At 70.1% G+C, this 26,209-nt stretch carries 31 protein-coding genes and 1 riboswitch; of the genes, 19 read left to right on the top strand and 12 right to left on the bottom strand.

Annotated elements, in window-relative coordinates:
- Positions 1–167: 167 nt before the first annotated feature.
- The 7 genes from PGN25_11120 to PGN25_11090 all read left to right on the top strand — a co-directional run bounded on the left by PGN25_11120 (position 168) and on the right by PGN25_11090 (position 4,874).
- The gene (locus PGN25_11120; protein ID MEH3118116.1) at positions 168–1,100 is read left to right on the top strand and encodes a quinoprotein relay system zinc metallohydrolase 2; all 933 of its coding nucleotides are present in this window, start codon (positions 168–170) and stop codon (positions 1,098–1,100) included.
- Positions 1,101–1,141: 41 nt separating this feature from the next.
- On the top strand, positions 1,142–1,957 hold the full coding sequence (locus PGN25_11115; GenBank protein ID MEH3118115.1) for a quinoprotein dehydrogenase-associated SoxYZ-like carrier: 816 nt from the start codon (positions 1,142–1,144) through the stop codon (positions 1,955–1,957).
- Positions 1,958–1,961: 4 nt separating this feature from the next.
- Positions 1,962–2,540: a rhodanese-like domain-containing protein gene (locus PGN25_11110; protein MEH3118114.1), complete on the top strand. Its 579-nt coding sequence runs from the start codon at positions 1,962–1,964 to the stop codon at positions 2,538–2,540.
- Positions 2,541–2,568: 28 nt separating this feature from the next.
- Entirely contained in the window at positions 2,569–2,964 is a 396-nt protein-coding gene (locus tag PGN25_11105) for a thioredoxin family protein (protein MEH3118113.1), read from the top strand.
- Between the two features lie 410 nt (positions 2,965–3,374).
- Entirely contained in the window at positions 3,375–4,199 is an 825-nt protein-coding gene (gene panB, locus PGN25_11100; protein MEH3118112.1) for a 3-methyl-2-oxobutanoate hydroxymethyltransferase, read from the top strand.
- Between the two features lie 153 nt (positions 4,200–4,352).
- Positions 4,353–4,520, top strand: a complete 168-nt coding sequence (rpmG, locus tag PGN25_11095) for a 50S ribosomal protein L33 (protein MEH3118111.1) — start codon at positions 4,353–4,355, stop codon at positions 4,518–4,520.
- 171 nt (positions 4,521–4,691) lie between these two features.
- Entirely contained in the window at positions 4,692–4,874 is a 183-nt protein-coding gene (locus PGN25_11090) for a hypothetical protein (protein ID MEH3118110.1), read from the top strand.
- 34 nt (positions 4,875–4,908) lie between these two features.
- On the opposite strand, the gene PGN25_11085 is transcribed toward PGN25_11090, so the two are convergent.
- The gene (locus PGN25_11085) at positions 4,909–5,430 is read right to left on the bottom strand and encodes a hypothetical protein (GenBank protein ID MEH3118109.1); all 522 of its coding nucleotides are present in this window, start codon (positions 5,428–5,430) and stop codon (positions 4,909–4,911) included.
- Between the two features lie 562 nt (positions 5,431–5,992).
- On the opposite strand from PGN25_11085, the gene PGN25_11080 reads away from it, so the two are divergent.
- Complete coding sequence (locus PGN25_11080; GenBank protein ID MEH3118108.1) at positions 5,993–7,126, top strand: glycosyltransferase family 4 protein; 1,134 nt, start codon at positions 5,993–5,995, stop codon at positions 7,124–7,126.
- A 164-nt stretch (positions 7,127–7,290) separates the two neighbouring features.
- Entirely contained in the window at positions 7,291–9,627 is a 2,337-nt protein-coding gene (locus PGN25_11075; GenBank protein MEH3118107.1) for an amylo-alpha-1,6-glucosidase, read from the top strand.
- 446 nt (positions 9,628–10,073) lie between these two features.
- On the opposite strand, the gene infC is transcribed toward PGN25_11075, so the two are convergent.
- Both infC and PGN25_11065 read right to left on the bottom strand, forming a co-directional pair.
- Positions 10,074–10,595, bottom strand: a complete 522-nt coding sequence (gene infC, locus PGN25_11070) for a translation initiation factor IF-3 (GenBank protein MEH3118106.1) — start codon at positions 10,593–10,595, stop codon at positions 10,074–10,076.
- A gap of 205 nt (positions 10,596–10,800) precedes the next feature.
- Positions 10,801–12,030 carry a glycosyltransferase family 4 protein gene (locus tag PGN25_11065; protein ID MEH3118105.1) on the bottom strand — a complete coding sequence of 410 codons (1,230 nt, stop codon included), beginning with the start codon at positions 12,028–12,030 and terminating at the stop codon, positions 10,801–10,803.
- 125 nt (positions 12,031–12,155) lie between these two features.
- Between PGN25_11065 and PGN25_11060 the strand changes: the two genes are divergently transcribed.
- The gene (locus tag PGN25_11060; GenBank protein ID MEH3118104.1) at positions 12,156–12,944 is read left to right on the top strand and encodes an alpha/beta hydrolase; all 789 of its coding nucleotides are present in this window, start codon (positions 12,156–12,158) and stop codon (positions 12,942–12,944) included.
- Positions 12,945–12,977: 33 nt separating this feature from the next.
- Here the strand turns inward: PGN25_11060 and PGN25_11055 are convergent, their stop codons facing one another.
- Together PGN25_11055 and PGN25_11050 are read right to left on the bottom strand one after the other, a co-directional pair.
- Entirely contained in the window at positions 12,978–13,262 is a 285-nt protein-coding gene (locus PGN25_11055) for a DUF1150 domain-containing protein (GenBank protein MEH3118103.1), read from the bottom strand.
- Between the two features lie 171 nt (positions 13,263–13,433).
- On the bottom strand, positions 13,434–13,865 hold the full coding sequence (locus PGN25_11050) for an Hsp20 family protein (GenBank protein MEH3118102.1): 432 nt from the start codon (positions 13,863–13,865) through the stop codon (positions 13,434–13,436).
- Between the two features lie 556 nt (positions 13,866–14,421).
- Here PGN25_11050 and PGN25_11045 point away from each other — a divergent pair.
- From PGN25_11045 to PGN25_11015, 7 genes are all read left to right on the top strand, one after another.
- The gene (locus PGN25_11045) at positions 14,422–14,901 is read left to right on the top strand and encodes a Tat pathway signal protein (protein ID MEH3118101.1); all 480 of its coding nucleotides are present in this window, start codon (positions 14,422–14,424) and stop codon (positions 14,899–14,901) included.
- Between the two features lie 81 nt (positions 14,902–14,982).
- Positions 14,983–15,684 carry a MotA/TolQ/ExbB proton channel family protein gene (locus PGN25_11040; GenBank protein MEH3118100.1) on the top strand — a complete coding sequence of 234 codons (702 nt, stop codon included), beginning with the start codon at positions 14,983–14,985 and terminating at the stop codon, positions 15,682–15,684.
- An 85-nt stretch (positions 15,685–15,769) separates the two neighbouring features.
- The gene (tolR, locus tag PGN25_11035; protein MEH3118099.1) at positions 15,770–16,234 is read left to right on the top strand and encodes a protein TolR; all 465 of its coding nucleotides are present in this window, start codon (positions 15,770–15,772) and stop codon (positions 16,232–16,234) included.
- A gap of 4 nt (positions 16,235–16,238) precedes the next feature.
- Positions 16,239–17,336 carry a TonB family protein gene (locus PGN25_11030; protein ID MEH3118098.1) on the top strand — a complete coding sequence of 366 codons (1,098 nt, stop codon included), beginning with the start codon at positions 16,239–16,241 and terminating at the stop codon, positions 17,334–17,336.
- Positions 17,337–17,438: 102 nt separating this feature from the next.
- Positions 17,439–17,960: a metallophosphoesterase gene (locus tag PGN25_11025; GenBank protein MEH3118097.1), complete on the top strand. Its 522-nt coding sequence runs from the start codon at positions 17,439–17,441 to the stop codon at positions 17,958–17,960.
- A 157-nt stretch (positions 17,961–18,117) separates the two neighbouring features.
- Entirely contained in the window at positions 18,118–18,444 is a 327-nt protein-coding gene (locus PGN25_11020; GenBank protein ID MEH3118096.1) for a hypothetical protein, read from the top strand.
- Between the two features lie 143 nt (positions 18,445–18,587).
- Complete coding sequence (locus PGN25_11015; GenBank protein ID MEH3118095.1) at positions 18,588–18,728, top strand: hypothetical protein; 141 nt, start codon at positions 18,588–18,590, stop codon at positions 18,726–18,728.
- 16 nt (positions 18,729–18,744) lie between these two features.
- Here PGN25_11015 and PGN25_11010 read toward each other — a convergent pair whose 3' ends face one another.
- Positions 18,745–18,984: a hypothetical protein gene (locus PGN25_11010; protein MEH3118094.1), complete on the bottom strand. Its 240-nt coding sequence runs from the start codon at positions 18,982–18,984 to the stop codon at positions 18,745–18,747.
- A 190-nt stretch (positions 18,985–19,174) separates the two neighbouring features.
- Here PGN25_11010 and PGN25_11005 point away from each other — a divergent pair, with 190 nt between their 5' ends.
- Positions 19,175–19,549: a flagellar biosynthesis regulator FlaF gene (locus PGN25_11005; GenBank protein MEH3118093.1), complete on the top strand. Its 375-nt coding sequence runs from the start codon at positions 19,175–19,177 to the stop codon at positions 19,547–19,549.
- Positions 19,550–19,777: 228 nt separating this feature from the next.
- Here the strand turns inward: PGN25_11005 and PGN25_11000 are convergent, their stop codons facing one another.
- The 4 genes from PGN25_11000 to thiC all read right to left on the bottom strand — a co-directional run bounded on the left by PGN25_11000 (position 19,778) and on the right by thiC (position 23,141).
- On the bottom strand, positions 19,778–20,125 hold the full coding sequence (locus PGN25_11000; GenBank protein MEH3118092.1) for a flagellar protein FlaG: 348 nt from the start codon (positions 20,123–20,125) through the stop codon (positions 19,778–19,780).
- Between the two features lie 141 nt (positions 20,126–20,266).
- A complete protein-coding gene (locus PGN25_10995; GenBank protein MEH3118091.1) occupies positions 20,267–20,785 on the bottom strand; it encodes a hypothetical protein in 519 nt (172 codons plus the stop codon).
- An 11-nt stretch (positions 20,786–20,796) separates the two neighbouring features.
- A complete protein-coding gene (locus PGN25_10990; protein MEH3118090.1) occupies positions 20,797–21,075 on the bottom strand; it encodes a hypothetical protein in 279 nt (92 codons plus the stop codon).
- A gap of 173 nt (positions 21,076–21,248) precedes the next feature.
- Complete coding sequence (gene thiC / locus PGN25_10985; protein MEH3118089.1) at positions 21,249–23,141, bottom strand: phosphomethylpyrimidine synthase ThiC; 1,893 nt, start codon at positions 23,139–23,141, stop codon at positions 21,249–21,251.
- A 74-nt stretch (positions 23,142–23,215) separates the two neighbouring features.
- Positions 23,216–23,321: riboswitch (TPP riboswitch) on the bottom strand.
- 258 nt (positions 23,322–23,579) lie between these two features.
- Here thiC and PGN25_10980 point away from each other — a divergent pair.
- Positions 23,580–23,840: a hypothetical protein gene (locus tag PGN25_10980; GenBank protein ID MEH3118088.1), complete on the top strand. Its 261-nt coding sequence runs from the start codon at positions 23,580–23,582 to the stop codon at positions 23,838–23,840.
- A gap of 61 nt (positions 23,841–23,901) precedes the next feature.
- Here PGN25_10980 and PGN25_10975 read toward each other — a convergent pair whose 3' ends face one another.
- Both PGN25_10975 and PGN25_10970 read right to left on the bottom strand, forming a co-directional pair.
- Positions 23,902–24,582 (bottom strand): hemolysin III family protein, encoded by a 681-nt coding sequence (locus PGN25_10975; GenBank protein MEH3118087.1) that lies wholly within the window; start codon positions 24,580–24,582, stop codon positions 23,902–23,904.
- 472 nt (positions 24,583–25,054) lie between these two features.
- Entirely contained in the window at positions 25,055–26,203 is a 1,149-nt protein-coding gene (locus PGN25_10970; protein MEH3118086.1) for a COX15/CtaA family protein, read from the bottom strand.
- Between the last annotated feature and the right edge of the window lie 6 nt (positions 26,204–26,209).

Raw genomic sequence — 26,209 nt, 5'->3', positions numbered from 1 at the left:
CGATCACGCAAACGCGACGGCCCGGTCGTCCCTTCCGGCACACTCGCACTTGACGCCGCAAAAATCTACCTACTAGATGGTTTGCAATATATCGACGGAGAGGCCGGGAGGAAGCGGCAGATGGTGGCACGGGCGTGCCTGGAGACCGCTTCGGCGGGAGGGGGGCGTTGAGCGTGCGCGCGACGCGCCGGGAGGCGCTGTTCGGCGGTCTCTGCCTGTGCTGCCTGCCGCGGGCGGGCTTCGCGGTGGACGCCCTGTCGATGGACGAGGTCGCGCCGGGCGTCTTCGTCCGGCGGGGTCCCGACACGGAGGCGACGCCTGAGAACGCCGACGGCATCGCCAATATCGGCTTCATCGTCGGGCGCGACGGGGTGCTCGTCACTGAATCCGGCGGCAGCCTCACGGATGGGCAGTGGCTGCGCCGAGAAATCGCCCGGCGCACGGACAAGCCGATCCGTTACGTCATGCTCACCCATGTGCACCCCGATCACGTGTTCGGCGCCGCCGCCTTCCGCGCGGACAACCCGACCTTCGTCGGCCATGCGGGTCTGCGCGGCGCCCTCGATGCCCGGGGCGCGTTCTACCGCCGGCGCCTCGCCGACATCCTCGGCGCGGACGGGGCGGGGGAGGTGGTCTACCCGACGATGGCGGTGAAGGACGGAGCGGAGATCGATCTCGGCGGGCGCGTTCTGAAGCTCACGGCCCACGGCAGCGCGCACACGACCTGCGACCTGTCGATGCTCGATACCGGCAGCGGCCTGCTGTTCCCGGCCGACCTGCTGTTCGTCGGCCGCATTCCCTCGCTCGATGGCAGCCTGCTCGGCTGGCTCAAGGAGATCGAGCGCCTGAAGGCGATGGGCGCGACCGATGCCGTGCCGGGCCACGGCCCGACGCGGGTCGCCTTCGCCCCCGCGATGGCCGACCTCGCGCGTTACCTCTCGGCCCTGCGCGACGAGACCCGCAAGGCGGTGGCCTCCGGCGCGCCGATCGAGGCCGCGGTGCGGACGGTGGTGGGGGCCGAGAAGGACAACTGGGCGCTGTTCGATACCTATAACGGCCGCAACGTCACCCAGGCCTACCAAGAACTCGAGTGGGAGTAACCCACGCCCTGCCTCCAGGGCATCCGGGAAGGAGACCGACCATGAAACGCCTGATGCTCGCCCTCGGCCTCACCCTGTCCGCGGCGGCGCTCGCGCCGGCTCCGGTGAGGGCCGGCGCCACCGACACCGACGAGGAGCGCGCCGCCCGCTGGACCGAGATCAAGACATCGATCTTCGGCGACCGGCCCGTCGCGGCGAGCGAGAGCGCGGTGACCATCGACGCCCCCGCCCGTGCCCTCGACGCCGCCCTGGTGCCGATCGGCCTGACGCTCGCCGACAAGGACGGCGTGAAGGGGCTCCACTTGATCATCGACGACAACCCTTCGCCCTACGCGGCGCACTTCACCTTCGGCCCGGCCGCCGATCCGGGCGAGATCAGGCTGCGGGTGCGGGTGAACAACTACACCGACGTCCACGCGGTGGTGGAGACCAAGGACGGCCGGCTCCTCGAATCCGCGAAGTTCGTCAAGGCCTCCGGCGGTTGCTCGGCCCCGATGGGCATGAGCGACGAGGAGGCGATGAAGGGCATGGGCGAGATGCGCATGAAGTTCGCCGGCGAGCCGCAGGCGGGCGGGGCGATCGAGGCGACGCTGATGGTGCGCCACCCGAACTTCTCGGGGATGCAGATGAACCAGATCACCCGCGACTACACGCCGGCCCGCTACATCGAGCGGCTCGACGTGAGCCGCGGCGACACCCTGGTGTTCCACCTCGACGGCGACATCTCGATCGCCTCGAACCCGGTCATCGGCTTCGCCCTCAAGCCCGAGGGGGAGGGCCCGATCAAGGTCGCGGCCTCCGACAACCAGGGCGGACGCTGGGAGCACAGCTTCCCGCTCCCCTCGGCGAGCAACTGAGACCATGCGCGTCATCGCCGGAACCGCCGTGCTGGCCGTCCTGCTCGGCGCGGCCGGTCCCGCCGACTCGCCGGTCGGCGTGCCGGAGCCGGACGGGCTCCATACCGGGCCGCCCCGGGGCTACACGCCGGCGACGCTCAAGGGCGCGACGGTGATCGACCTCAAGGGGCTCGAACGGCTGCTGCCGGATCGGCCGGTCCTCGTCGACGTGGTGCTCGCCGACCACCGGCCGGCGGGCCTGTCCGCCGACCGGCCCTGGCTGCCGACCCACCGCTCGATTCCCGGGGCCGTCTGGATGCCGGGCGCGGGCGGTGCCCCGCTTCCCCCCGAGACGGAGGCGGCGTTCCTGAAGCGCGTCGCCGAACTGACCGGCGGCGATCGGGCCAGGCCCGTGGTGACGTTCTGCCGGCCGGAATGCTGGGGCAGTTGGAACGCCGGCAAGCGGCTGGTCGCCGCCGGCTACACCCGCGTCCACTGGTTCCCCCTCGGCGTCGAGGGCTGGCAGGACGATCGCGACACCGCCGTCGCCCGGCCCGATCCGGCCTGGACGGCGGCGGTCGGCGAGCGCCCGGCGCAGCGCTGAGGCGGGGTTCATGCCGCGAGGATGAACGATGACGACCCGCCGACAGGCCCTCGTTCTCGCGGCGACGCTGCTGGCCGCCGGCTGGCCCGCCGCCGGCCATGCGGCCGAGCCGGTGCCCTACGATGCGACCGCCTTCGAGGCCGCACAGGGCGCGGGTCGGCCGATCCTCGTGCAGATCTCCGCGCCCTGGTGCCCGATCTGCCGGGCGCAGAAGCCGATCCTGGCGGCGCTCGCCGCCGAGCCGCGCTTCAGGGATCTCGCGGTCTTCACGATCGACTTCGACAGCCGGCGCGACCTCGTGCGCCGGTTCGGCGCGCGGATGCAGAGCACCCTCATCGTCTACAGGGGCAAGGCGGAGGTCGGCCGCTTGGTCGGCGAGGCCCAGGCCGAGTGGATCGAACAGCTTCTCGAAAAGGCGCTCTGACCGGTTTTCGCCACAATCGAGGCAGCCGCGTCCGGCGTCCAAGATTCGAGCAATCTCAAGCCTCTCGATCCGAGGATCGGCCATTGACACGGACCCGGATGTGGCGGAAAAGCGGCAGGCCCGGAGGCGGTCCGAAGTCTAGGGAGGAAACGCCCGACAAAGGGCGAGCGGGGCGAGCGGCGCGCAACCCGACGGACCGGGCCACCATCCGCGGTGGTCTCCCCGTAGGGGCACGAAGCGTCACCGCGGCGGAGCCAGGCCCCTCCGGGTAACAACTTCCCTGCGTTCCACCGAAATCGAGCCCAAAGGCCCCCTGCGGGGCGGCGCGAACGGGCCTATGGAAGCGCTCCGCACGATGTGCCCGGCCCGGCCGGGCTCCTGGGAACACCAGTCTCTTCGGATCGCGAGCCATGTCGCAGGTCGTTCAAACCCGTCGCTTGCAGGCGGTCGATCTGATCAAGCGCAAGGCGGAGGGGCGCAAGATCATCGCGCTCACCGCCTATCACGCCCACACCGCCGGCATCGTCGATGCCTATTGCGACTTCGTGCTGGTCGGCGATTCGCTCGGCATGGTGATGCACGGGATGGAATCGACCCTGCCGGTGACCCTGGAGATGATGATCCTCCAGGCGCAGGCCGTGATGCGGGGCACGACCCGCGCCCTCGTGGTGGTCGACATGCCGTTCGGCTCCTACGAGGCGAACCGCGAGCAGGCCTTCCTCAACGCCGCCCGCGTCCTCAAGGAGACGGGGGCCGGGGCGGTCAAGCTGGAGGGCGGCGCGCGCTTCGCCGAGACGGTCGCCTTCCTGACCGAGCGCGGCGTGCCGGTGATGGGTCATATCGGCCTCACCCCCCAATCGGTGAACACGATGGGCGGCTTCAAGGTGCAGGGGCACGGGGCCGGCGACGAGGCGCGCCTGCGGGCGGATGCCCGCGCGATCAGCGACGCGGGCGCCTTCGCCATCGTTCTGGAGGGCATCGTCGAGCCGGTGGCGCGGGCGATCGCCGGCGATGCCTCGGTTCGCTCGGCCACCATCGGCATCGGCGCCACCGCGGCCTGCGACGGGCAGATCCTGGTGCTCGAAGACATGCTGGGCCTGAACGACCGGGTGCCGAGATTCGTGAAGAGCTACGGCTCGCTGCGGGCGCATATCGAGGAGGCCGTGCGCGCCTACGCCGACGAGGTTCGGGCCGGCCGCTTCCCGGCGGAGGATCACACCTACCCGCCGCGGTGAGGCCGCAAGGCCGCCGCGGCTTGACGAGGCGCCCTCCATCGGGCATTGACCGCGCCGGAATTCGGCCGGGGCTTCCCGGCCTTTTGCGTTTCGCCCACGCTGGCGCCGCCACACAGCGAACCGCCCCCGAACCCGCTTTAGGAGCGCCCAGCCATGGCCAAGGCCGTTACCGTCAAGATCCGCCTCGTCTCGACCGCCGACACGGGCTACTTTTACGTCACCAAGAAGAACTCCCGGACGCAGACCGAGAAGATGGTCATGAAGAAGTACGACCCGGTCGCGCGCAAGCACGTCGAGTTCAAGGAAGCCAAGATCAAGTAGGCGGCGCATCCATCCTTCGGACGATGCGGCAGGGGCCGCTCCGGCGACGGGGCGGCCTTTCGCGTTCGGGGCGCGCGTTCGGGGCATGAGGCGGACCGCGCGGGAAAGATTCCGCGGCGGCCGATGCGTCGGGATCACCCTCGCGCAAGCGAGATCGTGTAGACCGAGTGTATGAACGTCTCGGCTCCCCATTTCGTTCCCGCTGGCGTCGGCCTGACGATCGCCTCCGCCGCCACGGTCCTCGACCGGGCCGGCTACGCGCATTCGGCCGAGATCACGCTGGCGGCCGCTCTCGCCGCCGCCGCCCTCATGGTGCTGATGCGCGCCGCGCCGACGTGGTTCCGGGCCGGCTGATCCCGGCTGCCTTCGAACGTCGCTCCCGCGCCTGTCAGGCGCGGTCGAGCCGGGCGGACAGCGTCCGCACCTTGAGGCGGGGCGCGAAGGGCAGGCCCGCGAGCAACCGTTCCCGCCGCACCACGTCCCCGGCCCGCGGATGGGCGGCGCCGATGACGCGCTCGCCCCGCGCCGCGATCCGGGCCGGCAGGGCGGCGTGCGCTCGCCGCATCCGGCCGAGGGCCATGTCGGGCCGGGCCGTGCCGACGAAGCGGTCGAGGGTGCGGATCCAGCCCTCCGCCGGGATGTCGCCGGGCTCCAGGCACAGCATCCACTCCCGCCGTGCCGCCCTGGCGCCCGCGCTCCACGGGTTGGCGCCGGGCGGGCGCACCACCAGCGTCGCGCCGCTGCCCTCGGCCACGGTCTCCAGCGCGGAGCAGGCCGTTCCCGTCACGATCACCGCATCGCCCACGAGCCCCGCCGCCACGCCCGCCACGAGCGCGCTCAGCGTATCGGCAAGGCCCTCGATCGCGGCCGGGTCGGACGCGCGGGCCACATGGATCAGGCCGGAGATCATGCGCGGCGAATAACCGATTTTGCGCCCTCGCAAAGCCTTCGTTGCACCGCGCGGGGCCCGAACGGCCCCGGGACGCGATCAAACCCCGCACCTGCATGAAACTTGTGCATTCACGCCTTCTTTGTTCACTTTATGTTCTCAACGAGCGAGCGGTCGGGGAGGTGGCATGAGACCCGGCATAGCCCAGGAACACCCCGATCTGCGCGTTCTCGATCCGTCCGGCCGTGTCGGTATTAGGCTCCCGTTCGCCGCGCGAGTTCATCCCCCGATCAACCCAGGAGGCCCTGTCCGGTCTTTAGGGGGCAACAACATGTCCACGAACGGGATTCGGCACGCGCGCCGGTGCGCGCCGGCGGGTCGAACGACCCGTCAGGCCGGTGCGGGCGTTTGCGCGGGCCGCTGTGGAAAGCCGGTGTCCGGTGGGGTTGCAAAGATTGCCGCTCGCCCCAGTGGGGCAGCGGAACCATAAACCTTGGCCGTCCGTTTCGTTCATGTCCCGCTCAGGCCGCATCCCCCATGAGTCCCTGCAACATCCTTATTCCCGGTCACAGGAGACGTCTTCGTGCGCATTGCCCAGGTTGCCCCGCTCGCTGAAGCCGTGCCCCCGAAGTTCTATGGCGGTACCGAGCGTGTCGTTTCATGGATTACGGAAGAACTCGTCCGCCAGGGTCACGACGTGACCTTGTTCGCCAGCGGCGATTCCCGGACCTCGGCCAAGCTCGCCGCCTGTCACCCGGAAGGCCTGCGCCTGCTCGGCTACCGCGACCACACCGCGGGCCACCTCGCCATGCTGCACCACGTGCATCGCCGGGCGCACGAGTTCGACGTCATCCACTTCCACATCGATCTCCTGCAATACCCGATGTTCGAGGATCTGTACCACAAATGCCTGACGACCATGCATGGTCGCCTGGACGTGCCGGACTTCATGCCGGTCTACAGCACCTTCACCGGCATGCCCCTGGTCTCGATCTCGGACAACCAGCGCGAGCCGATGCCGGAGAACGCCAACTGGCTGGCCACGATCCATCACGGCCTGCCGAAGGAGAACTGCCCGTACGACCCCGAGGCCAGGGGCGGCTATCTCGCCTTCCTCGGCCGCATCTCGCCCGAGAAGCGCCCCGACCGCGCGATCGAGATGGCGATCCGTTCCGGCATCCCGCTGAAGATCGCCGCCAAGGTCGACAAGGCCGACCAGGAGTACTGGGACGAGACCATCGAGCCGATGATCCACCACCCGCTGGTCGAGTATATCGGCGAGATCAACGAGGAGCAGAAGAAGGACTTCCTCGGCAACGCCCTGGCGCTCGCCTTCCCGATCGACTGGCCGGAGCCCTTCGGCCTGGTGATGATCGAGGCGATGTCGGCGGGCACGCCCGTGATCGCCTATCGCAATGGCTCGGTGCCGGAAGTGATCAGGGACGGCGTCAGCGGCTTCATCGTCGACTCGATGGACGAGGCGGTCGAGGCCTGCCGCAAGGTCAAGGATCTGCCGCGCGCCGGCGTCCGCGCCCATTTCGAGGGCCGCTTCACGGCGGAAGTGATGGTGCGCAAGTACGTCTCGGCCTACGAGCAGTTGCTGGCCGGCCGGGGAAACGTGATCGAGATGCCCGCCGCCGGCGCCTTCTCGCCCCAGTACGGTGAGCTGAACGGCACCGCCCACGGTCCGATCCACGTCGCGGCGATGCCGGCCTGAGGCTCGACGGAAACTCGCCTCCGGCCCCTCGCCGGGGCCGGGGGAGCGCCTAACTGAACGAGTCCGACAGGGCCGCCGGTTGCTGTGAGGCGATCGGCGGCCTTCGATTTGCGAGCCTCGATCGAGAGCAGGCTCCATCGGACAACGGCACAGAGGCGCTTCGCATGGCGGCACAGGACGACGCAGCCCATCTCCACGCCGGTATCATCGAGGGGAAGACGGCGCCGAAAGCCGGCTTTCAGGACGCCGACGAGCACCTGCCGCAATACCATATCGAGGCGCAGGCCTCGCTGGTCGAGCGCCCGTTGCGGGCCCTGAAGTACGGCGAGGCCTTCGCCGTGCTCGACAGCTACGGCGATATCGGCTGGTCGCCCGGGCCCGAGGGCCTCTACTTCCAGGACACGCGCTACCTCTCGCGCCTCGCGCTCACCGTCGAGGACGAGCGGCCGATGATGCTGTCCTCGGCCATGCAGGACGACAACGGGGCGCTGAGCGTCGATCTCACCACCCCCGACATCCGGCTGGATGCGGGCGACGACACGACGATCCCCCGCGAACTGATCGCCATCGAGCGCACCAAGTTCCTGTTCAAGGGCGCCTGCTACGACCGGATCGGCCTGCGCAACTACGACACCCGCCGCCGCTCCTTGCGCATCGGCGTCACCTTCGACGCCGATTACCGCGACCTGTTCGAGGTGCGCGGCTCGGACCGGACGAACCGCGGCAAGCGCACGGTGGAGCGGCGCAGCGACACCGAGGTTCAGTTCCGCTACGCCGGCCTCGACGAGATCGTGCGCACCACCTCGCTGCATTTCGGGCCGAAGCCGCACGGCCTCGAACCGGGCAAGGCCGAGTTCGTGGTCGCGTTGCACCCCGGCGGTCACACCTCGCTCTTCATCCGCGTGGTCTGCCAGTCGCACCGCGCCTATACCTCGGCGCCCGGCCCCGAGAAGGCCGGCGAGTCCGCCGCGGCGGCGCTGTCGCGGGCGGCGGGCAGCCTCGCCGAGCAGCCGGACCGCAGCCTGAGCGAGGGGCGCATCTTCGCCCGCGCCTACCGCGACAACCGGCGCGACCTGCGCCAGCTCACGGCGGGCATCACCACGATCATCTCCTCGAACGACCAGTTCAACGAGGGGCTCTGCCGGGCGACCGCCGACCTCTACATGCTGGCCACGCGGACGCAGGAGGGCGTCTACCCCTTCGCCGGCATCCCCTGGTACTCCACGGTGTTCGGGCGCGACGGCATCATCACGGCGATGATGGCGCTCTGGATCGACCCGAACTTCGGCAAGGGCGTGCTGCGCTTCCTCGCCGCGACCCAGGCCAAGGCCGTCGATCCGGCGGCCGACGCCCAGCCCGGCAAGGTGCTGCACGAGACCCGGCGCGGCGAGATGGCGATGCTCGGCGAGGTGCCCTTCCGCCACTATTACGGCACCATCGACGGCACGCCGCTCTTCGTGATGCTGGCCTCGCAGTACTACGAGGTGACCGGCGACCTCGACACGGTCCGGGCGATCTGGCCGCAGCTCAAGCTCTCGCTCGAATGGATCGACAAGTATGGCGACCGCGACGGCGACGGCTTCGTCGAATATGCCCGCGAGACCGAGCAGGGGCTGGCCAACCAGGGCTGGAAGGACAGCCACGATTCGATCTTCCACGCCGACGGCGCTATGGCCAAGGGACCGATCGCGCTGTGCGAGGTGCAGGGCTACGTCTACGCCGCCAAGCGCGGCGCGGCCCGGCTCGCGAGCCTGCTGGGTGAGGACGACCTGTCGAAGCGTCTCGGCACCGAGGCCGACAGCTTGCGCGAAAACTTCGACCGGGCATTCTGGTGCGAAGAGATCGGCACCTACGCGCTCGCCCTCGACGGCCAGAAGCGGCAATGCGCCGTGCGCTCCTCCAACACCGGCCACGCCCTGTTCACCGACATCGCCCTGCCGGAGCGGGCCCTCCGCGTGGCCGAGCAGCTCCTGTCCAACGACGGCTTCAACGGCTGGGGCATCCGCACCATCGCCAAGGGCGAGGCGCGCTACAACCCGATGTCCTACCACAACGGCTCGATCTGGCCGCACGACAACGCGATCTGCGCCCTCGGTCTCGCCCGCTACGGCCTCAAGGAAGAGGCCGCACGCGTGTTCCAGGGCATGTTCGACACCACCCTCTACGACGACCAGAAGCGCCTGCCGGAGCTGTTCTGCGGCTTCATGCGGCGCCGCCAGCGCGGCCCGGTGAGCTACCCCGTGGCCTGCTCGCCCCAGGCCTGGGCCGCGGCGGCCCCCTTCGCCTTCCTCGCGGCCTGCCTCGGCCTCGAACTCGACCACGCCCGCAACCGCATCCGCTTCCGCAATCCGATCCTGCCGCGCTTCCTCGAAGGGGTGGAACTGTTCAACCTCAAGCTCGGCGCCTCGCGCGCCGACATCCGCCTGCACCGCCACGGCGACGACGTGACGGTGGCGGTGACCCGGCGCGTCGGCGACGTGCAGATCTCGATGCTGAAATAGTTTTCTGGGAGTTGCCGGACGGCTTCGTGGTGCTGGACCGCTTCGACTGATGCAATCTTGCTGGCGAAAGGGTTTCGGCTGACATGCGTGCCTCATCCGGCCTGCGTCGCGCTCTGGGTTGCTTCGGCTTCGCCTCGCAATGACGGAAAGGGGTGACCCATACCGTCATTGCGAGCCGTCAGGCGAAGCGATCCAGCGCCACGACGACGCCGGACGAGGCATCCCAGCGGAAATCCGACACCCTTCGCCAGCAGGATCGGCTGACCCCTTGCTATAGGCTCGGGCCACGGCTCCGCCGCCCCAAGCGTCAGCCCAGGCAATCCGGACATCGCGACGCGAACCGGCGTCACACGGTGCTGTCCGCTTCACCGACAAAAAATGCGCCGATCCCGCGAGGGAGCAGCGCATTGGCGGAAGAGCCCGTTCCGCGGAACGGCCGAAGAAATTCAGCGCGGCGCCAGGATCATGATCATCTGGCGGCCTTCGAGCATCGGCTCGCTCTCGACCTTGGCGATCTCGGCGGTCTCGACCTTCACGCGTTCGAGCAGGCGCAGGCCGATATCCTGGTGGGCGATCTCGCGTCCGCGGAAGCGTAAGGTGACCTTCACCTTGTCGCCTTCCTCGAAGAAGCGCTGCACGGCCTTCATCTTCACGTCGTAGTCGTGCTTGTCGATGCCGGGGCGGAGCTTGATCTCCTTCACCTCGACCGTCTTCTGCCGCTTGCGGGCCTCGTTCTGCTTCTTCTGTTCGTTGAAGCGGAAGCGCCCGTAATCGAGGAACTTGCAGACGGGAGGCGACGAGTTCGGCGCGATCTCGACGAGGTCGAGCCCGACCTCCTCAGCCATCGCCAGCGCATCGAAGAAGGGCACGACGCCCCGGTTCTGGCCGTCCTGGTCGATGAGCTGGACGTCGCGGACGCCGCGAATGTCCCGGTTTGCGCGCGGCCCGTCCTTCTGCGGGGCCGGCATGGCTCTCATGGGTCTGCGAATGGCTCAGTTCTCCTGTATCAACGACAAAACGGCAGCCTGAGAGCCGCCGCGTCTGGCGAGCCCCGGCCACCGATCGATCCGGCTCGGCCGGACGGCACCAACTTGGCAAATCCTCTTGCCAAGTCAACTCTCCAAGTCAACTCTTGCCAAGACAATTCGCGAGACGGATTTCGGTTCACGCCCGTCACCGGCCGCCGCGGTTCAGAAGATCCGCGTAGACGTCGAGCGTCCCCGCGATCATGCGGTCGAGGGAGAAATTCGTCTCGACGTGATGTTGGGCCCGGCGCGCGAGCGCGTCGCGGGCGCTGGCTCCGAGCGACAGCGCCTGCTTCAGCGCGTCGGCGAGCGCCGCCGCATCGCCGGGCGGCACCCGCCAGCCGGTGCGCCGGGCCGGGTCGGCGTCGGGCGGGGCCAGCACCGTCTCCGGCACGGCGCCGAGGTCCGAGACGACGACGGGGATGCCGAGCGCCTGCGCCTCGACCGCCGAGCGCCCGAACGCCTCGGGCTCGACCGAGGGCACCGCGACCACGGAGGCGGCGCGGAAGGCCGCCGGCATGTCGGCGCAGTGGCCGACCCGGCGCACGAGGCCCTTGAGGTCGCGCGCCTCGATCAGGGCGTCGAGCTCGCGCTCGTAGGACGTGCGGCCCTGCGGATCGCCCGCGAGCACCACGGCGAAATCGGTGAGGCCCAGATCGCGCAGGCGGCCGGCCGCCTCGATCAGCACGCGCTGGCCCTTCCAGGCGGTGAGACGGGCGGCGAGCAGAACGACCCGCTCGTGCGGCGCCACGCCCCAGGCCCGGCGCAGGCCCTCGACCCGCGCGGGCGCCACCGCCGAGGGGGTGAAGGCCGAGAGGTCCGTGCCGCGGTGGATCACGCTGATGCGCTCGCCCGCCTGCTCGGGATGCGTCCGGCGGATCAGGTCGGCGGTGTAGTGCGAGTTGGCGATCACGGCGTCGCCCCGCGCCATCACCGAATTGTAGAGGATCTTGACCCCGGTGCGGCCCGAATAGCTGCCGTGATAGGTCGTCACGAACGGAATTCCCTGGCGTCGCGCGGCGCCCAGTGCCACCCAGGCCGGCGCGCGGGAGCGGGCGTGCAGGATCCGAACGCCCTCCCGGCGGCAGAGCCGGGCGAGGCGCCCGACGTTGAGCGCCATCGCCAGCGGGTTCTTGGTGTTGGCCGGGAACGGCACCCAGATCCCGCCCTTGGCCTGAAGCTCGCCGACGAGCCGCCCGCCCTCCGTCGCCACGAGCGGCCGGGCGCCGGCCTCGGCCAGAGCCGCGGCCACGTCGACGGTGGTGCGCTCGGCGCCTCCCGCTTCCAGGGCCGGGATGATCTGCAGCACCGTCACGCCCGCCAGCGGCGAGGCTTCGGACAAGCGCACGGGGCCGCCGGACAGGCTGCCTCCGTTCATCGCGGCACCCGCGGCGGGACGGTCGCTCGGAACACGGTCATGGGGTAAGGATCGTTCCGCGGCTTTACGGTTCGGTAAACGAAGCGTCGTCGGCTTGTTTCAGAATCACAGGATTTTCCGCACCCGTGACCGTTCCCGAAACGTCCGTGGGTGACGTGCCCGTCACCGTCCTCGATGGTGCCGGCGGGTCGTCCCCGCGCCGGCTCGCGGTGCGGATCCGGGAGGGCGAGGGCCCGCCGGTGGTCTGGCTCGGCGGCTTCCGCTCGGACATGCGGGCGACCAAGGCTGCTGCCCTCGACGCCTGGGCCGCACGGGCCGGCCGGCGCATGGTCCGGTTCGACTATTCCGGGCACGGTGAATCGGATGGGCGTTTCGAGGACGGCACGCTCTCCGACTGGCTGGCCGACGCCTGCGCCGTCATCGACCGCTTCGCCGACGAGGGGCCGATCCTCGTCGGCTCCTCCATGGGCGGCTGGATCGCCTGTCTCGTCGCCCGGGAGCGGGCGCGGCGGGGGGCGGGCCTCGGCGGGCTCGTGCTGATCGCCCCGGCCCTCGACTTCACCGAGGCGCTGATGTGGGACGCGTTTCCGCCGGAGATCCGGCAGATCCTGGAGCGGGACGGCGTCTGGTATCGGACGACGCCCTACGCTCCGGAGCCCGACCCGATCCGCATGGCGCTGATCGAGGACGGGCGACGCCACCTGCTGCTGAATGCGGCGCTGGAGCCGGGCTGCCCGGTTCACATCCTCCAGGGCATGGCCGACTCGGACGTTCCCTACGGCCATGCCTTGCGGATTCTGGAGCGCCTGCCCGAGCGGGGCTCCCGGCTGACGCTGGTCAAGGACGGCGACCACCGCCTGTCGCGGCCCGAGGATATCGCCCTCCTGGTGCGCACGGTCGCGGCGATGGCCTGAAGACCCGCCCCGCTCCGGCGGGACGGTGGGGCGTCAGTGCAGGCTCACCGGGTAGAGCTGGTGGGCCATCGCGTTCGCGACGGCGACCTCGCGGGAATCGGTGAGCAGGATCGGCGCGCCGCTCGCCGAGAGCAGGGCGAACAGGTCGAGGCCCGGGGTCATGTCGGGTGCCTGCGGGAACAGGCTGCGCACCTCGTCCGAGCGGATCGGCCGGACATAGGCGATGTGCCCCTCGCCGAGAGCCGCGAACTCGGCCGGATCGATGGCGGGGGTCGCGGTGGTGTCGATGGTCGGATCGGTCGTGATGACGTCGGTCATGAAATGCCCTCCTTCCGAGGCAGAGCGTCGAGCCGGATATGGTCCCGCGCACCGGCGGCGACAAATCCGGGTTGGGGTGGAGGCCCAGGGGACGGGCGGGGGTGGGACGGGCGGGGGCGTCCTGCGGTGCATCGACGCGGAAACGGGCGCCGTGCAGGCCGGGAACCCTTCTCAGGAATCCTTGGCCGCGATCGCGATCTTGCGCACGATGCGCTCCGGCTCCGGGCGCGCGAGATCGATCGACAGAAGGCCGTTCGACAGTTCCGCGCCCAGCACCTCCATGCCGTCGGCGAGGAGGAAGGCCCGCTGGAACTGCCGCGCCGCGATGCCGCGATGCAGGAACTGGCGGGACTTGTCGTCGACCTGCCGGCCGCGCACCACGAGCTGGTTTTCCTCCAGCGCGACGTCGAGCTGGTCCTGCGTAAAGCCGGCCACCGCCAGCGTGATGCGGAGACGTTCCGGCTCGCGCTCGCTGCGGGCGACGCGTTCGATGTTGTAGGGCGGATACCCGTCGCCGGCGGCCTTCGACACGCGATCGAGTGCCTGCTCGATCTCGTCGAAGCCGAGCAGGAACGGATACCCGAACGGGGACGGCCGCGTCATCGTCACTCAAACCTCCGGCGAGGCCCTTCGGGATCGAACCGGGTTCGAGCCCTTGGCGGCACCTCGCGGTCTCGAGCCCGCCCGGGGGCAGCGCTCCTGCGACGGGATATGGAAAGCGACCGGGGGCCGATCAAGGGTCGGGCGCAGGCGCTCCGGATCCGCTCGGATCGGCCCGATCGGGATCATTCGGCAATTCATTCGGGACAAAAGTGCATTTCGGGAAGAACGAGGCGGCCTCGGCCAATAGTTTGGAATTGCTCTGAAATTCTTGCCAAACCTTGATCATCACCCCGCTTGTCGGATAGGCACGCCCGGAAACACGCACGGTGCCGTGGGGAGCGCCGGGCGTAACCTTTGCCGTATCCACGGACCAAGCGGCGGCCGGGAGATCGCGTCGCGCTCGTCCGGTACCGAAGGCCGGCTCTCGGCGCGGACGCGCCGGCGGTGTGGCCGATCGCGGGCCTTCTTCGGCCTTCGGGGCAGGCCATCAGGGTCGCCTCACGGGGCGGGCGGGACGGAGAGAGATGGATTCGTCGTGATGCAGGGACGTCGGGGAATGGGGCGCACCATGTCGGGACAGGCCGGGATCGGAGGGCGCCGTCTCGCGCGCGCCGCCTTCGCAGCCCTGATCGCCTCCGGCTCGGCCGCGATGGCGCAGGACGGTGCGCCGGCGCCCAAATCCGACGTCCCGCCCCTGAAGATCGAGCTGAACCGGCTCGAACCCGCGGGCGAGGCCTGCCGCACCTACATGCTCGTCGACAACGGCCGCGGGCCCGCGCTGAAGTCGCTGAAGGTCGACCTGTTCGCCTTCGACACCGAGGGCGTCGCCCAGAAGCGCCTCGCCGTCGAGCTGGGCCCGGTCCAGGAGAGGAAGACCGTGATGCGGCTGTTCGACTTCACCGGCCTCGCCTGCCCGAAGATCGGCCGCCTCCTGCTCAACGACGTGCTGGCCTGCGAAGGCGGCGAGGCCACCCGCGAGACCTGCCTGGAGCGGATCGAGCCCGCCAGCAAGACATCGGCCGCCTTCGACCGCTGAGGCCGGCCCTCGCCGTCCTGCATCGGCCCGGTCGGGCGATGCGGGACGGCGGGCGAAAACTGGAGCCACGAGGAGTCACACATGGATCCGACGTCCGTGCCCGCCGAGGCGGTCGCCACAGCCCACGACATGTCGTTCATCGGCCTGTTCCTTCAGGCCGACCCGATCGTCAAGACCGTGATGATCCTGCTCGTGGTGGCCTCGCTCGCCTGCTGGACCGTGGTGTTCGAGAAGATCGTGCGCCTCGCCGCCGCCAAGCGGCAGGCCAAGGCCTTCGAGGCGATGGTGCGCTCGGAGGGCACCATCGATACCGGGCAGAAGGGCATCGCCGGCCACGTGGTCAAGGCGGGTCTCGACGCGTGGCGCGATCAGGACGCGAGCGAGAGCCGGGCCGAGCGCCGCGAGCGGATCGAGCGGGCCATGAAGGGCGCCCTCGTCGTCGAGGTGAAACGGCTCCAGGGCGGGCTGCCGCTGCTGGCGACCTCCGGCTCCACCGCCCCGTTCGTCGGCCTGTTCGGCACGGTCTGGGGCATCATGAACTCGTTCTCGTCGATCGCGAAGAGCCAGGACACCAGCCTCGCGGTGGTCGCTCCCGGCATCGCCGAGGCGCTGTTCGCCACCGCCATCGGCCTCGTCGTCGCGATTCCCGCGGTGATGGCCTACAACAAGCTCTCCGGCGACGTCGCCCGCATCCAGTCGGGCTTCGTGTCCTGCATCGCGGTGCTCGGCAACCGTCTCGCCCGCGACCGCGGCCCCCACGCCCGCGCCGCGGCCGCCGAGTAGCGGCCCCCGTTCGACACCCCGAAACCCCCGACGCGACGCCCGCCCGGTCCGGCGGGCCGCCGCCGATGCCCGGGAGGGCGATGTCATGGCCATGGGAACCGTTCGTTCGGCGAGCGACGACGAGGACGGCCTCGACGCGACGCCGATGTCCGAAATCAACGTCACGCCGATGGTCGACGTGATGCTGGTGCTGCTGATCATCTTCATGGTCGCCGCGCCGCTGATGACGACGGGCGTGCCGGTGCAGTTGCCGAAGACGACCGCCGCCAAGGTGGCGCAGTCGCAGAAGCCGCTCGAAGTCTCCATCGACAAGGACGGCAACCCGTTCATCGCCAAGGATGGCTTCACGCCGGAGACGATCCTGCCGCGCCTCAGGCAGCTCAAGGCCGAGAACCCGGATCAGGTCGTGCTGGTGCGCGGCGACCGCGACGTGCCCTACGGCAGGATCATGGAGGTGATGGGCCTCGTCGGTCAGGCCGGCTTCACCAAGGTCTCGCTGATCGCGCAATCGGCGGGCGCTGCCCCGGCCGCCGCAGGGACGGCCCGTTAAGCCGATGGCCGCTCCCAAGCCCGCTCCCTCGCTCGCCCCACGGTCCGCCCCGACCCCGCCGCCGATGCCGGCCCCGATGCCCGCCGGTGCCGGGCCGGGGCTCCCGGCGGGCGGGAACGACGGGCACGGGCGCCTCGCGGCCGCCTTCGCCCTCGCGCTTGCCCTGCACGGCGCGGGGCTTCTCGGCATCGCCTACCTGCGCCTGACGCCGCCCTCCCCGCCCGGCGACCAGGAGATCACCATCGATCTCGCTCCGCAGATGATGGAGGCGGAGACTCAAGGCCCCGTCGAGACGCAGCGATCGGAGGCGATCCCCGAGGAGGCCAAGCCCGAGGGCGAGCCGGAAACGGCCCAGCCGGTCGAGACGCCGCAGGAGGTGCAGCCCCCGCCGCCGACCGAGGTCGAGCCGGAGGAGATGCCGCCGCCGCCGGAGGCCGTCGCCGAGGTTCCGCCCGACACGCCGCCCCCGCCGCCGGAGGAGCAGATCGTCACCTCGCAGGCGCAGGAGGCGGAGCCGTTGGCGCCGCCGGTGGTGGCGAAGGCGCCCGAGCCTCCCAAGCCCGATCCCAGGATCGAGGAGCGCCGCAAGGCCGCGCTGGAGAAGAAGCGCGAGGCCGAGCGCGAGGCGCGCCGAAGGGAGATCCTGGAGAAGAGGCGCGAGGAGGCGCAGAAGGAGGCGCGGATCAAGGCCGCCAAGGCGAAGGCCGAGCGCGATGCCGCCCGCCGCGCCCAGCAGGCCGTCGCGGGCAATTCGCAGCGCAACGCCGCCGCGACCTCGCGCCAGAGCGCCACGGGCTCGGCCGCCTCGGCCAGCGACCCCAACGCCATGGCCGCCTGGCGGGGGGCGCTCGCCTCGGCCATCAAGGGCCGCATGAACCGCGAGGCGGCCGCCGGCACGGGGGGCGGCGTGGCCACCGTGCGCTTCACCGTGGGCCGCTCCGGCGCGGTGAGCGGGGCGGCCCTCGTCGGCAGCAGCGGGGTCGGCGCCATCGACGCCGCCGCGCTCGCGGCGGTGCGCGGCAGCCTGCCCCCCGCCCCGGCCGGGGTCACGCAGTCGAGCCTCGCGGTCACGGTGCCGCTGCGCTTCAGCCCGGGGCGTTGAGGCCGGTATCGTTCGCGCCTCCGCCGCGTTGTCCCGCTCACAGCGGACGGCGCGGCGGATGACGACCTTCTCACCAGCGATACGCATTTCGGCGATTCCCGGGTGCTGCGGATCGACCGGCGCCCGTTCCCCGACCTGCCCGCCCACGACGCGGCCCTGGTGGACGCCTGGAACGCCCGCGTCGGGCCGGACGACACGGTGTGGCATCTCGGCGACTTCGCCCTCGGGCCCCCGCCGGAGCGCATCGCGGCGCTGCTCGCCGCGCTCAACGGGCACAAGCACCTGATCGTCGGCAACAACGACGGCCCGGCCACGCTCTCGGCGCCGGGCTGGGCCTCGGTCGCGCATTACGCGGAAACCGAGGTCGAAGGCCGCCGGCTCGTGCTGTGCCACTATGCCTTCCGCACCTGGAACGGCCTCGGCCGCGGCACGATCGACCTGCACGGCCATTCCCACGGCCGGCTCAAGCCGATCCCGCGGCAATACGATGTCGGCGTCGATCCGCAGGGCCTGCGCCCGGTCACGCTCGCCCAGATCCTCGCCTCCCGGCGCCGGCCGGGGGACGCGCGGCGACAATCGAGCCTGAGGCTGTCCGAACGTCCGGGAAGACAGCCTTCAGGTTGAGTGGACGCGCTCGGAACCATCGGCTCGGCGTCACCGTTCAAAAGACCGAGCCGGACGGCGGCGGGGCGGCGAGAGCAGTGCCAAGGCACTGTGATGGCTGCGCGTCGCACGCTCCCGAACCCTTCATGACCCCGGTCGAAACAGCGTCGGTCCGCCCATGCGTCACCTCATGCGCCACACCGCCCTCGCCGGCCTCGCGGCTTGCCTCGTGAGCCTCGGCGTGGCCTCCTCCGCCCTCGCCGCGCCCGGCTGCATCGACGCCCGCCGGAAGGTCCAGGAAGCCGGCGCCCTGCGCTATCAGGCCCGCCAGGAGGCGCAATTCGGCAACCACGACCGGGTCTGCGACACCCTCGACGAGGTCGGCGACCGCTACCACGAGGCGCAGGACGCCTTCGAGGATTGCGGCGCCGATATCGTCGCGATCGATCTGCGCAGCGAACTCCGGGCGCTGCGGGTCGCCAAGCGCGTGAACCGCTGCGACTGACCGGGCTTCCCGAGCCCGCCCCCGACCCGATCCCGCGAAAGTCGGATCCCGCCCGGATCCGGGTGCGGTCCCGCACCGCCAAGCGTCGCCGTGAGGCGCACGTTCATCGCAACGAAACCAACCGCTTCGCCCGAGAGCCCGCCATGATCGCCACCGACACCACCGCCCTCCCGTCCACCACCGAGCGGCGGACCGGACCGTCCTTCGCCGCGGCCCTGTGCGGGTTCCTCGGCAGCACCGTCGCCACGACGATGGTGATGTTCCTGCTCGGCAGCAGCGTCTGAGGCATCCCTTCGCGCCTCAGGGCGCGACCGACCACAGGCGGCTGCGCGAGAACAGCATCTCCGGCTTGCCGACTGGGTCGACGGCTCTCGGTGCCGGGCAGCGGGGCGCCTCGATGCGGGGCGGCGGGGCGATCGCCGCCTGTGCGGTCGGCACGAGCCCGAGCCGCAACTGGACCGCCGGATGCCGCGCCGCGGTGATGGTGGCAACGCCGGCGATGATGCAGCCGGCCATCAGACCGAGAAGGAAATTCGTCATCTGAAACGGGTTCCGGACCCGGTGCGGCGTGGACCCTCCCGTCGACGGATCGCGCGAGTCGGCCACGGCGCAGCACTCCTCCCCTTTCGGGGCGCCAATGCGGCAGAGGTCTCGCATACCCGCTTTTAACAAAGCTCATGCGACTCATCCCCTGCGGCCGATCCTGAACGGTGCGGGGAGAACGCGGACGATGCATTATGCGGCCAATGCCTACGCGAAGGTCTCGCGCGTGGCGCTATCCCCGCGGGAGGCCGAGGCGGCGGTTCTCCTGAAGGCGGCCGGGCGGCTCCAGGCCCTCGGCACCGACCTCACGCCGGGCACCGCCCTCAACGAGGCGCTGACCTTCAACCAGCGGGTCTGGACGATCCTCGCCTCCGCCGCGACCGAGGCGAACAGCCCGCTTCCCGTCGAAGTGCGCAACGGCATGGCGCAGCTCTCGGCCTACGTGTTCCACACGATCCTGGACACGATGATCGAGCCGACGGTGCAGAAGGTCGAGTCCCTGGTCGCGCTCAACAACCACATCGCCGCGGGTCTGCAGGGCGATGCGGGACCCGGCGCCTGACGTCTCGCCCGGCGCCGCGACGCGGCCGACCGAACATGAGCGGGCCCTCGCCCGCTCCTCATACCGTTTCCGATCGATCGCTTCGGGTTTCGCCAGACTCTCGTCATCGCGAGCGGCCGCGAAGCGATCCAGGGCGCGCGCCATGTCCGGAAAGGGCGCGCCCTGGTTTGCCACGGCTTCGCCTCGCGATGACGGAGGAGAGGCCGAGGTCATCGACCGGATGTCGTATCAGACGGATTTGGCGACGCGCTCGCCCGGAGATGCGGACGATTCCCGCGCATAGGTGCGTGCCTTGAGGATCACCTCGTCGGGGATCTGCATCACCACGTCGCCGGTCTGCGGATCGGTGACCCGGAAGACGAGGCTCTGGCTCTCCGCGTCGCGGACATAGGCGCGCCGCTCCGGCTCCGACGGCTTCGCCTCGGTGCTCTCGGGTTTCACCGCGACGGTGACCGCGGGGTCGAGCGTGCGCGATGCCAGCGCCTCGCTGCGGGCGGTCTCCGCCACGGGGCGGACGGGGGTGATGGGAGCGGTCGAGACGGGCGGCGTCGAGGCCGCGGCCCTGATCGGGTCCATGGCTGCAATTCCTTCGGGTTCCGGCGCTGAAACCGGTTCTCAGGAGATTGCCCGTGTCGCTACCGAACCCTTAACGCCCGGAGCTTGTCCCCCGGGACCGGCGACCAGCCTCACCGATCCGTAAAGATGGCCTGAAGGTTTTTACCGATCGCATCGATCGATCGGCTCAACGATGCCCGATCCAGTCGAGCAGGGCGGAGCGGGCCTCGGAGAAGGGAATGTTCGGCGACGGCTGCTCGACGCCCGCATAGCCTCTCTCGCAGTTCGGCGAGCCCAGGGCGACGTCCAGCGCATCCCGGCGCCGCTCGGCGATGTGCCGCAACAGATTTCCTTGTCCTGCATGAGTTGAATGTCGCCCGATATGCCCTCCAGGCTCATCGTGTGCGGCTTCAGGCCGGGAAACACCGGGGCGACCGTGAGGAAATCGACCTCGCCTTCCGGGTATTCGAGGCGCAGGTGATTGGCTTGCTCGTGGTAATCCATCAGATCGGACGTTTCGCGATCATCGAGGCGCGGCGACAGGTAGGACAGATACTGAACGTCGTTGATGAAGATATCGACGTCGCGACTCCGCCGGTGCCGATGCCGAAGCATCAGCACCGTGCCGCCACCCCATGTCCAATCGCGACTGCCGAGCCCGACGGCCTGGAGGCGGGCCATGGCGCGACGGATCAGTGACCGCCAGGCTTCCATTGCTGCGCGCCCTCCAGGCTGCTCCCGAACAGGGCGGAAAATCGTGCGTCGAGTGCCTCGAAGGGGAGTCCGATCTCCCGGGCGAGGGTCGCCAGCCGATAGAGCGGCGTCTCGGACAAAGCCTGATGGATCCGCGCCCGTTCGGCGTCCGAGGGCGCGTCCCCGAGAAGGACGGCGCGCAGGCGCTGCGCCGGCAGCGCGCCGTAGCTGACGCCGCCATGGGCCGTGGCGGATTCCAGCGCCGTCCTCCGCTGCATCGTGCGCCTCGCTCGACCGAACGCGAAGATTCATACGCGCATCCGGCGATCGGCATCAACGTGCCGTGCCCTGCCCGAAAACAAGCGGGGTGCGGGCGCTTCCCGCACCGCCCCGAACCTCGCCACGGACGGGAGGCTCTCTCCGATCGGAAGAACGCCTCGTCCGCTTGCCGCTACTCCGCCGCGTCGACGTAGAGCTTGCCGCCCTCCGCGAGAAACTCCTGCGACTTCGCCGCCATGCCGGCCCGGCGCTCCTCCTCGGAGAGGGGCTTGGCCTCGCCCAGCACGATGCCGGCCTCCTCCATGGCGAGCACGTCGGCGCGCAGATCCTGCGTGATCTTCATCGAGCAGAATTTCGGGCCGCACATCGAGCAGAAATGCGCGACCTTGTGCGCATCCTTCGGCAGGGTCTCGTCGTGGAACGAGCGCGCCGTGTCGGGATCGAGCGAGAGGTTGAACTGGTCCTCCCAGCGGAAGTCGAACCGGGCGCGGGAGAGCGCGTCGTCGCGCAACTGCGCGGCGGGGTGGCCCTTGGCGAGGTCGGCGGCGTGCGCGGCGATCTTGTAGGTGATGACGCCGGTCTTCACGTCGTCGCGGTTCGGCAGGCCGAGATGCTCCTTCGGCGTGACGTAGCAGAGCATGGCGCAACCGAACCAGCCGATCATCGCCGCGCCGATCCCGCTCGTGATGTGGTCGTAGCCCGGGGCGATGTCGGTGGTGAGCGGGCCGAGGGTGTAGAACGGCGCCTCGCCGCACTCGCGCAACTGCTTCTCCATGTTGACCTTGATCTTGTGCATCGGCACGTGGCCGGGGCCCTCGATCATGGTCTGGCAGCCCTTGTCCCAGGCGATCCGGGTGAGTTCGCCGAGCGTCTCCAGTTCGGCGAACTGGGCGGCGTCGTTGGCGTCGGCGATCGAGCCGGGGCGCAGGCCGTCGCCCAGCGAGAACGAGACGTCGTAGGCACGGCAGATGTCGCAGATCTCCTCGAACCGCTCGTAGAGGAACGATTCGCGGTGCCCGGCGAGGCACCAGCGCGCCATGATCGAGCCGCCGCGCGACACGATGCCGGTGGTGCGCCGCGCGGTGAGCGGCACGTGGGCCAGCCGCACGCCGGCATGGATCGTGAAGTAGTCAATGCCCTGCTCGGCCTGCTCGATCAGGGTGTCCTTGAACACCGCCCAGTCGAGCTTGAGCGGGTCGCCGCCGACCTTCTCCAGCGCCTGATAGATCGGCACGGTGCCGATCGGGACGGGCGCGTTGCGCACGATCCACGAGCGGATGTTGTGGATGTTGCGGCCGGTGGAGAGGTCCATCACCGTGTCCGCGCCCCAGCGGATCGACCAGACCAGCTTCTCGACCTCCTCCGCAGCCGACGACGTGACGGCGGAATTGCCGATGTTGGCGTTGATCTTGACGAGGAAGTTGCGGCCGATCGCCATCGGCTCGAGTTCGAGGTGGTTGATGTTGGCCGGGATGATGGCGCGCCCTCTAGCCACCTCCTCGCGCACGAAGTCCGGGGTGATGAAGGGCGGGATCGCCGCGCCGAAGTTTTGCCCGTCGGCGAGAGCCGCCTCGGCGCTCTTCAGCATCTCCGCGCGGCAGGCGTTCTCGCGGTGGGCGACGAAGATCATCTCTTCGGTGACGATCCCGGCGCGGGCGAACTCGTACTGCGTCACCCTCTGCCCGGGCTCGGCCCGGCGAATGGTGCGCTCGGCCGGACAGGGCGCGACGAGCCTGTCGGCGGCGGCGAAGCCGTTGTCCTCGGGCTTGACCGCCCGGGGCTCGACCGCCGCGTAGCCGCGCCTGACGATCCAGGGCTCTCGGACGGGGGGCAAACCCTTCTCGAGGTCGATCGCCGCATCCGTCTCGGTGTAGGGGCCCGACGGGTCGTAGACCCGCACCGGTTCCTCCTTCGGGTCGGACAGCGCGATCTCCCGGTAGGGCACGCGGATGTCGGGGTGGCCGGGGGCCTGCGCATAGACCTTGCGCGAACCCTGGATCGGGCCCGTGGTGACGCCGACAGGGCTGCCGTCGGGGAGATCTTTGGGACGGACGGGTGCGTTCATCGCTGTCGCTCCTGAAGTGGGAGGCGACCCGTTGTCCCGACGATGGTGCGGAAGGCCGATGCTGCTTGCGAGCAGCGGCCGCAGGTTCCCGTCCCTCCGCCGGTACGAGCCGGATCAGGTTCAAGGGTCAGGGCGCCTCGCCCACTCTCAGCCCCGTTCGGGGCCCCCCTCGGAACGATTCCAGCCTCTGCCTCGGCGCGAGCCTTGTCAATGCACTGCCGGGAAAGGGCTGATTCGGAACAGGATGTTTCCGTTTCGGAACCTGCGCGCTGTCAGACAGGGAAAGCTTGACAGCTTGCTGCACATCCGAGCCGCAGTTTCGACGAAAAACTCACCAATTGCGGCGGCAATTCCCCTTTGGCGACCGCGAAGGGCGGCTTGGGTGTGGATGACGCCCGGTCGGCGGGTGGCCAGACCTCCGCCTTTTCGCGACACACGATGGCGATGAGCACGATCATCCCTTTCCGTCGCCCTCCCCCCCCGGCGCAGACCCGCACCGGCTGCGACGTGGCGGCCGTGGCGAGCGACCTCCTGGGCGTGCTGGATCAGCTCGAAGGGCTGGTGGCGCGGGCCGCCAGCATGGACCGGCCGCGGATCGAGGTGGAGCGCAGCGTGCAGCACCTGCTCGACGCGATCAGCGCCGTGGAGCGTGCCTCCGACTGCCTCGGCGAGGGCAGCAGCGTCTCCGAGCCGGCCTGAGGCATCGGCCCCCTGCCGCCTCCGACGCTTCGCCCGACGGCCTCGCAACCGTCCCGGGAACTCACGCCCCCACGCTCAGCACGCTCGCCATGATCGTCCCGTAATGGCAGGCGGTCGCGGCGAGCACGAAGGCGTGCCAGATCGCGTTCTGGAACGGCAGGGTCCGCCAGACGTGGAAGACCACGCCCACCGAGTAGAGCAGGCCGCCGACGGCGAGGAACCACAGGGCGGACGGGGTGAGTCCCGAGATCACCGACTCGTAGGCGAGCACGCCGCTCCAGCCCAGCATCAGGTAGAGCACGATCGAGACCCGGTCCCAGCGGCCCGGCATCAGGATCTTGATGGCGATGCCGGCGAGGGCCACCGCCCAGATCAGGGCGAGCAGGCTCCAGGCGACCGGGCCGGACCCCACCAGCGCCACCACCGGCGTGTAGGTGCCGGCGATCATCAGGTAGATGAAGGCGTGGTCGAACCGGCGCAGGATCCACTTGCGCGGGCTCACCGGCCACATGTTGTAGGCCGCCGAGGCGCCGAGCATCGCCAGCATCGCCGTGGCGTAGACCAGCAGAGAGGCGCGCTCGATCCAGCCGAGATGGGTGAGGGCGGCGGTGACGACCAAGCAGACCGCCCCGAGACATCCAAGAACGACGCCCGCGATATGGACCGCACCGTCCGCCCGCAATTCGCGCGGCGTGTAGCTCCAAGTCAGAGCAAGCGGTCGTCCGTCCTCGGTCAGAAACATCCTCTGCTCCTGTGTTGGCGAGGTATTTAAAGCTGGAGAAGCCCGGGTCGTTCCATCGTCGAACGACCGAAACATCCCTCCTCCACCGAAATTTCCTCTGCGACGACTGGCCTCTATCCATTGCGCCGCAAGATGACGCGCATTTTATGCTGCATCGCGGTCAGTCGGCGCCCCCGTTCAGCATCGGCACCGACGGCGACGGTTTCGTGACCTTGACCAGGGCCATCGCCTGAAGCGATGGCCCTGGCTTTCTTGGCCAGCCTCAGTCGCCGGCGCCCGCCTCCGCGGGCTTGAGGCTTTCGCTCCGCTCGATGCTTTTCAGGACATCCGTCCTGAAAAGCCCGCTCCGCGCGGCGCTCTTCACGCCGCGAAGCCGCTCAAGCGGCTTCGAGCGATGGCCCCGTGACTTTGACCTCGTGACCTTGCCGCGCGGGCGAGGCAGGTTTCACGCCATCCGGATCGAGGAGCGGCCTCAGGCCGTGCGGCCCGCGAGGGTTTCGAGGCCGATCGGCACCGCGCCCTGCACCGGGCTGGAGGCGGCCCGCACGCCGAGGCCGAGGCGGGCGTGGACGGTGGCCATGGTCAGGACGGCCATGGCGAAGACCTGATGCGCGAGCCCGGCCCAGAGCGGCACCTGCAGGAGCAGCGTCACGATGCCGAGGCTCGTCTGGGCCAGCGCCAGGGCCGCCACGCCCTTCGCCCGGCCCGCGGCGGCGCTGCCGGGCAGCGCGCGGGCCGCCTGGACCGCGTGGGCGAGGGCGGCGAGCACCACGAGATAGGCGAACAGGCGATGGTCGAGCTGCACCAGGGCGAGATTGTCGACGAAGTTCTCGATCCAGGGCACCTTGTCGAACAGCACGCGCGCGGGCGGCACGAGGGCGCCGTCCATGTCGGGCCACGTGTTGTAGAGCAGGCCCGCCTTCGAGCCGGCGACGAGCCCGCCGAGCCCGATCTGGACCAGCACCAGCGCCGGCAGCAGGCAGGCGACCACCCGCACGGGCCGCTCGGCCGGGGCGAGCGCCCGCGCCCGGGTGCCGGCGGCGAGCCAGACCAGGCCGGCGAGGATCAGGCTCGCGGTGGTGAGGTGCAGGGCGAGCTTGAGCGGCGCCACCGCCGTCATGCCGGGCTGGAGACCCGAGGCGACCATGATCCAGCCGATCGCGCCTTGAAGTCCGCCGAGCAGGCCGAGGCCGAGGAGCCCGAGCAGCCGCCGGCGCCCGAGCAGGCCGCGAGCCCAGAACCACGCGAAGGGCAGGAAGAACACGAGGCCGACGATCCGCCCCAGCAGGCGGTGGCCCCATTCCCACCAATAGAGCGTCTTGAAGTCGTCGAGCGCGAGGCCCTGGTTGAGGATGCGGAATTGCGGCGTGTCGCGGTACTTGTCGAACGCCACCGCCCAGTCGGCCGCGTTCAGCGGCGGCACCACGCCGGTGACCGGCCGCCACTCGGTGATCGACAGTCCCGAACCGGTGAGCCGCGTCGCGCCGCCGACGGCGACCATCGCCACCACCAGCAGGGCCAGCAGGTAGAGCCACGCGCGCACCGCGCCGTGTCCGGGGCGGTAGGAGGCCGCCGGCACCGCATCGAATCGATCGAGGGTCGGGGATTTCGACAGTCTCATGGTCTC

Origin of the sequence: Methylorubrum populi, from assembly GCA_036946625.1 — a bacterium.
GTDB lineage: Bacteria > Pseudomonadota > Alphaproteobacteria > Rhizobiales > Beijerinckiaceae > Methylobacterium > Methylobacterium populi_C.
The sequence above is the reverse complement of the archived record's forward strand: the minus strand, read 5'-3'. Positions and strand labels throughout refer to the sequence as shown.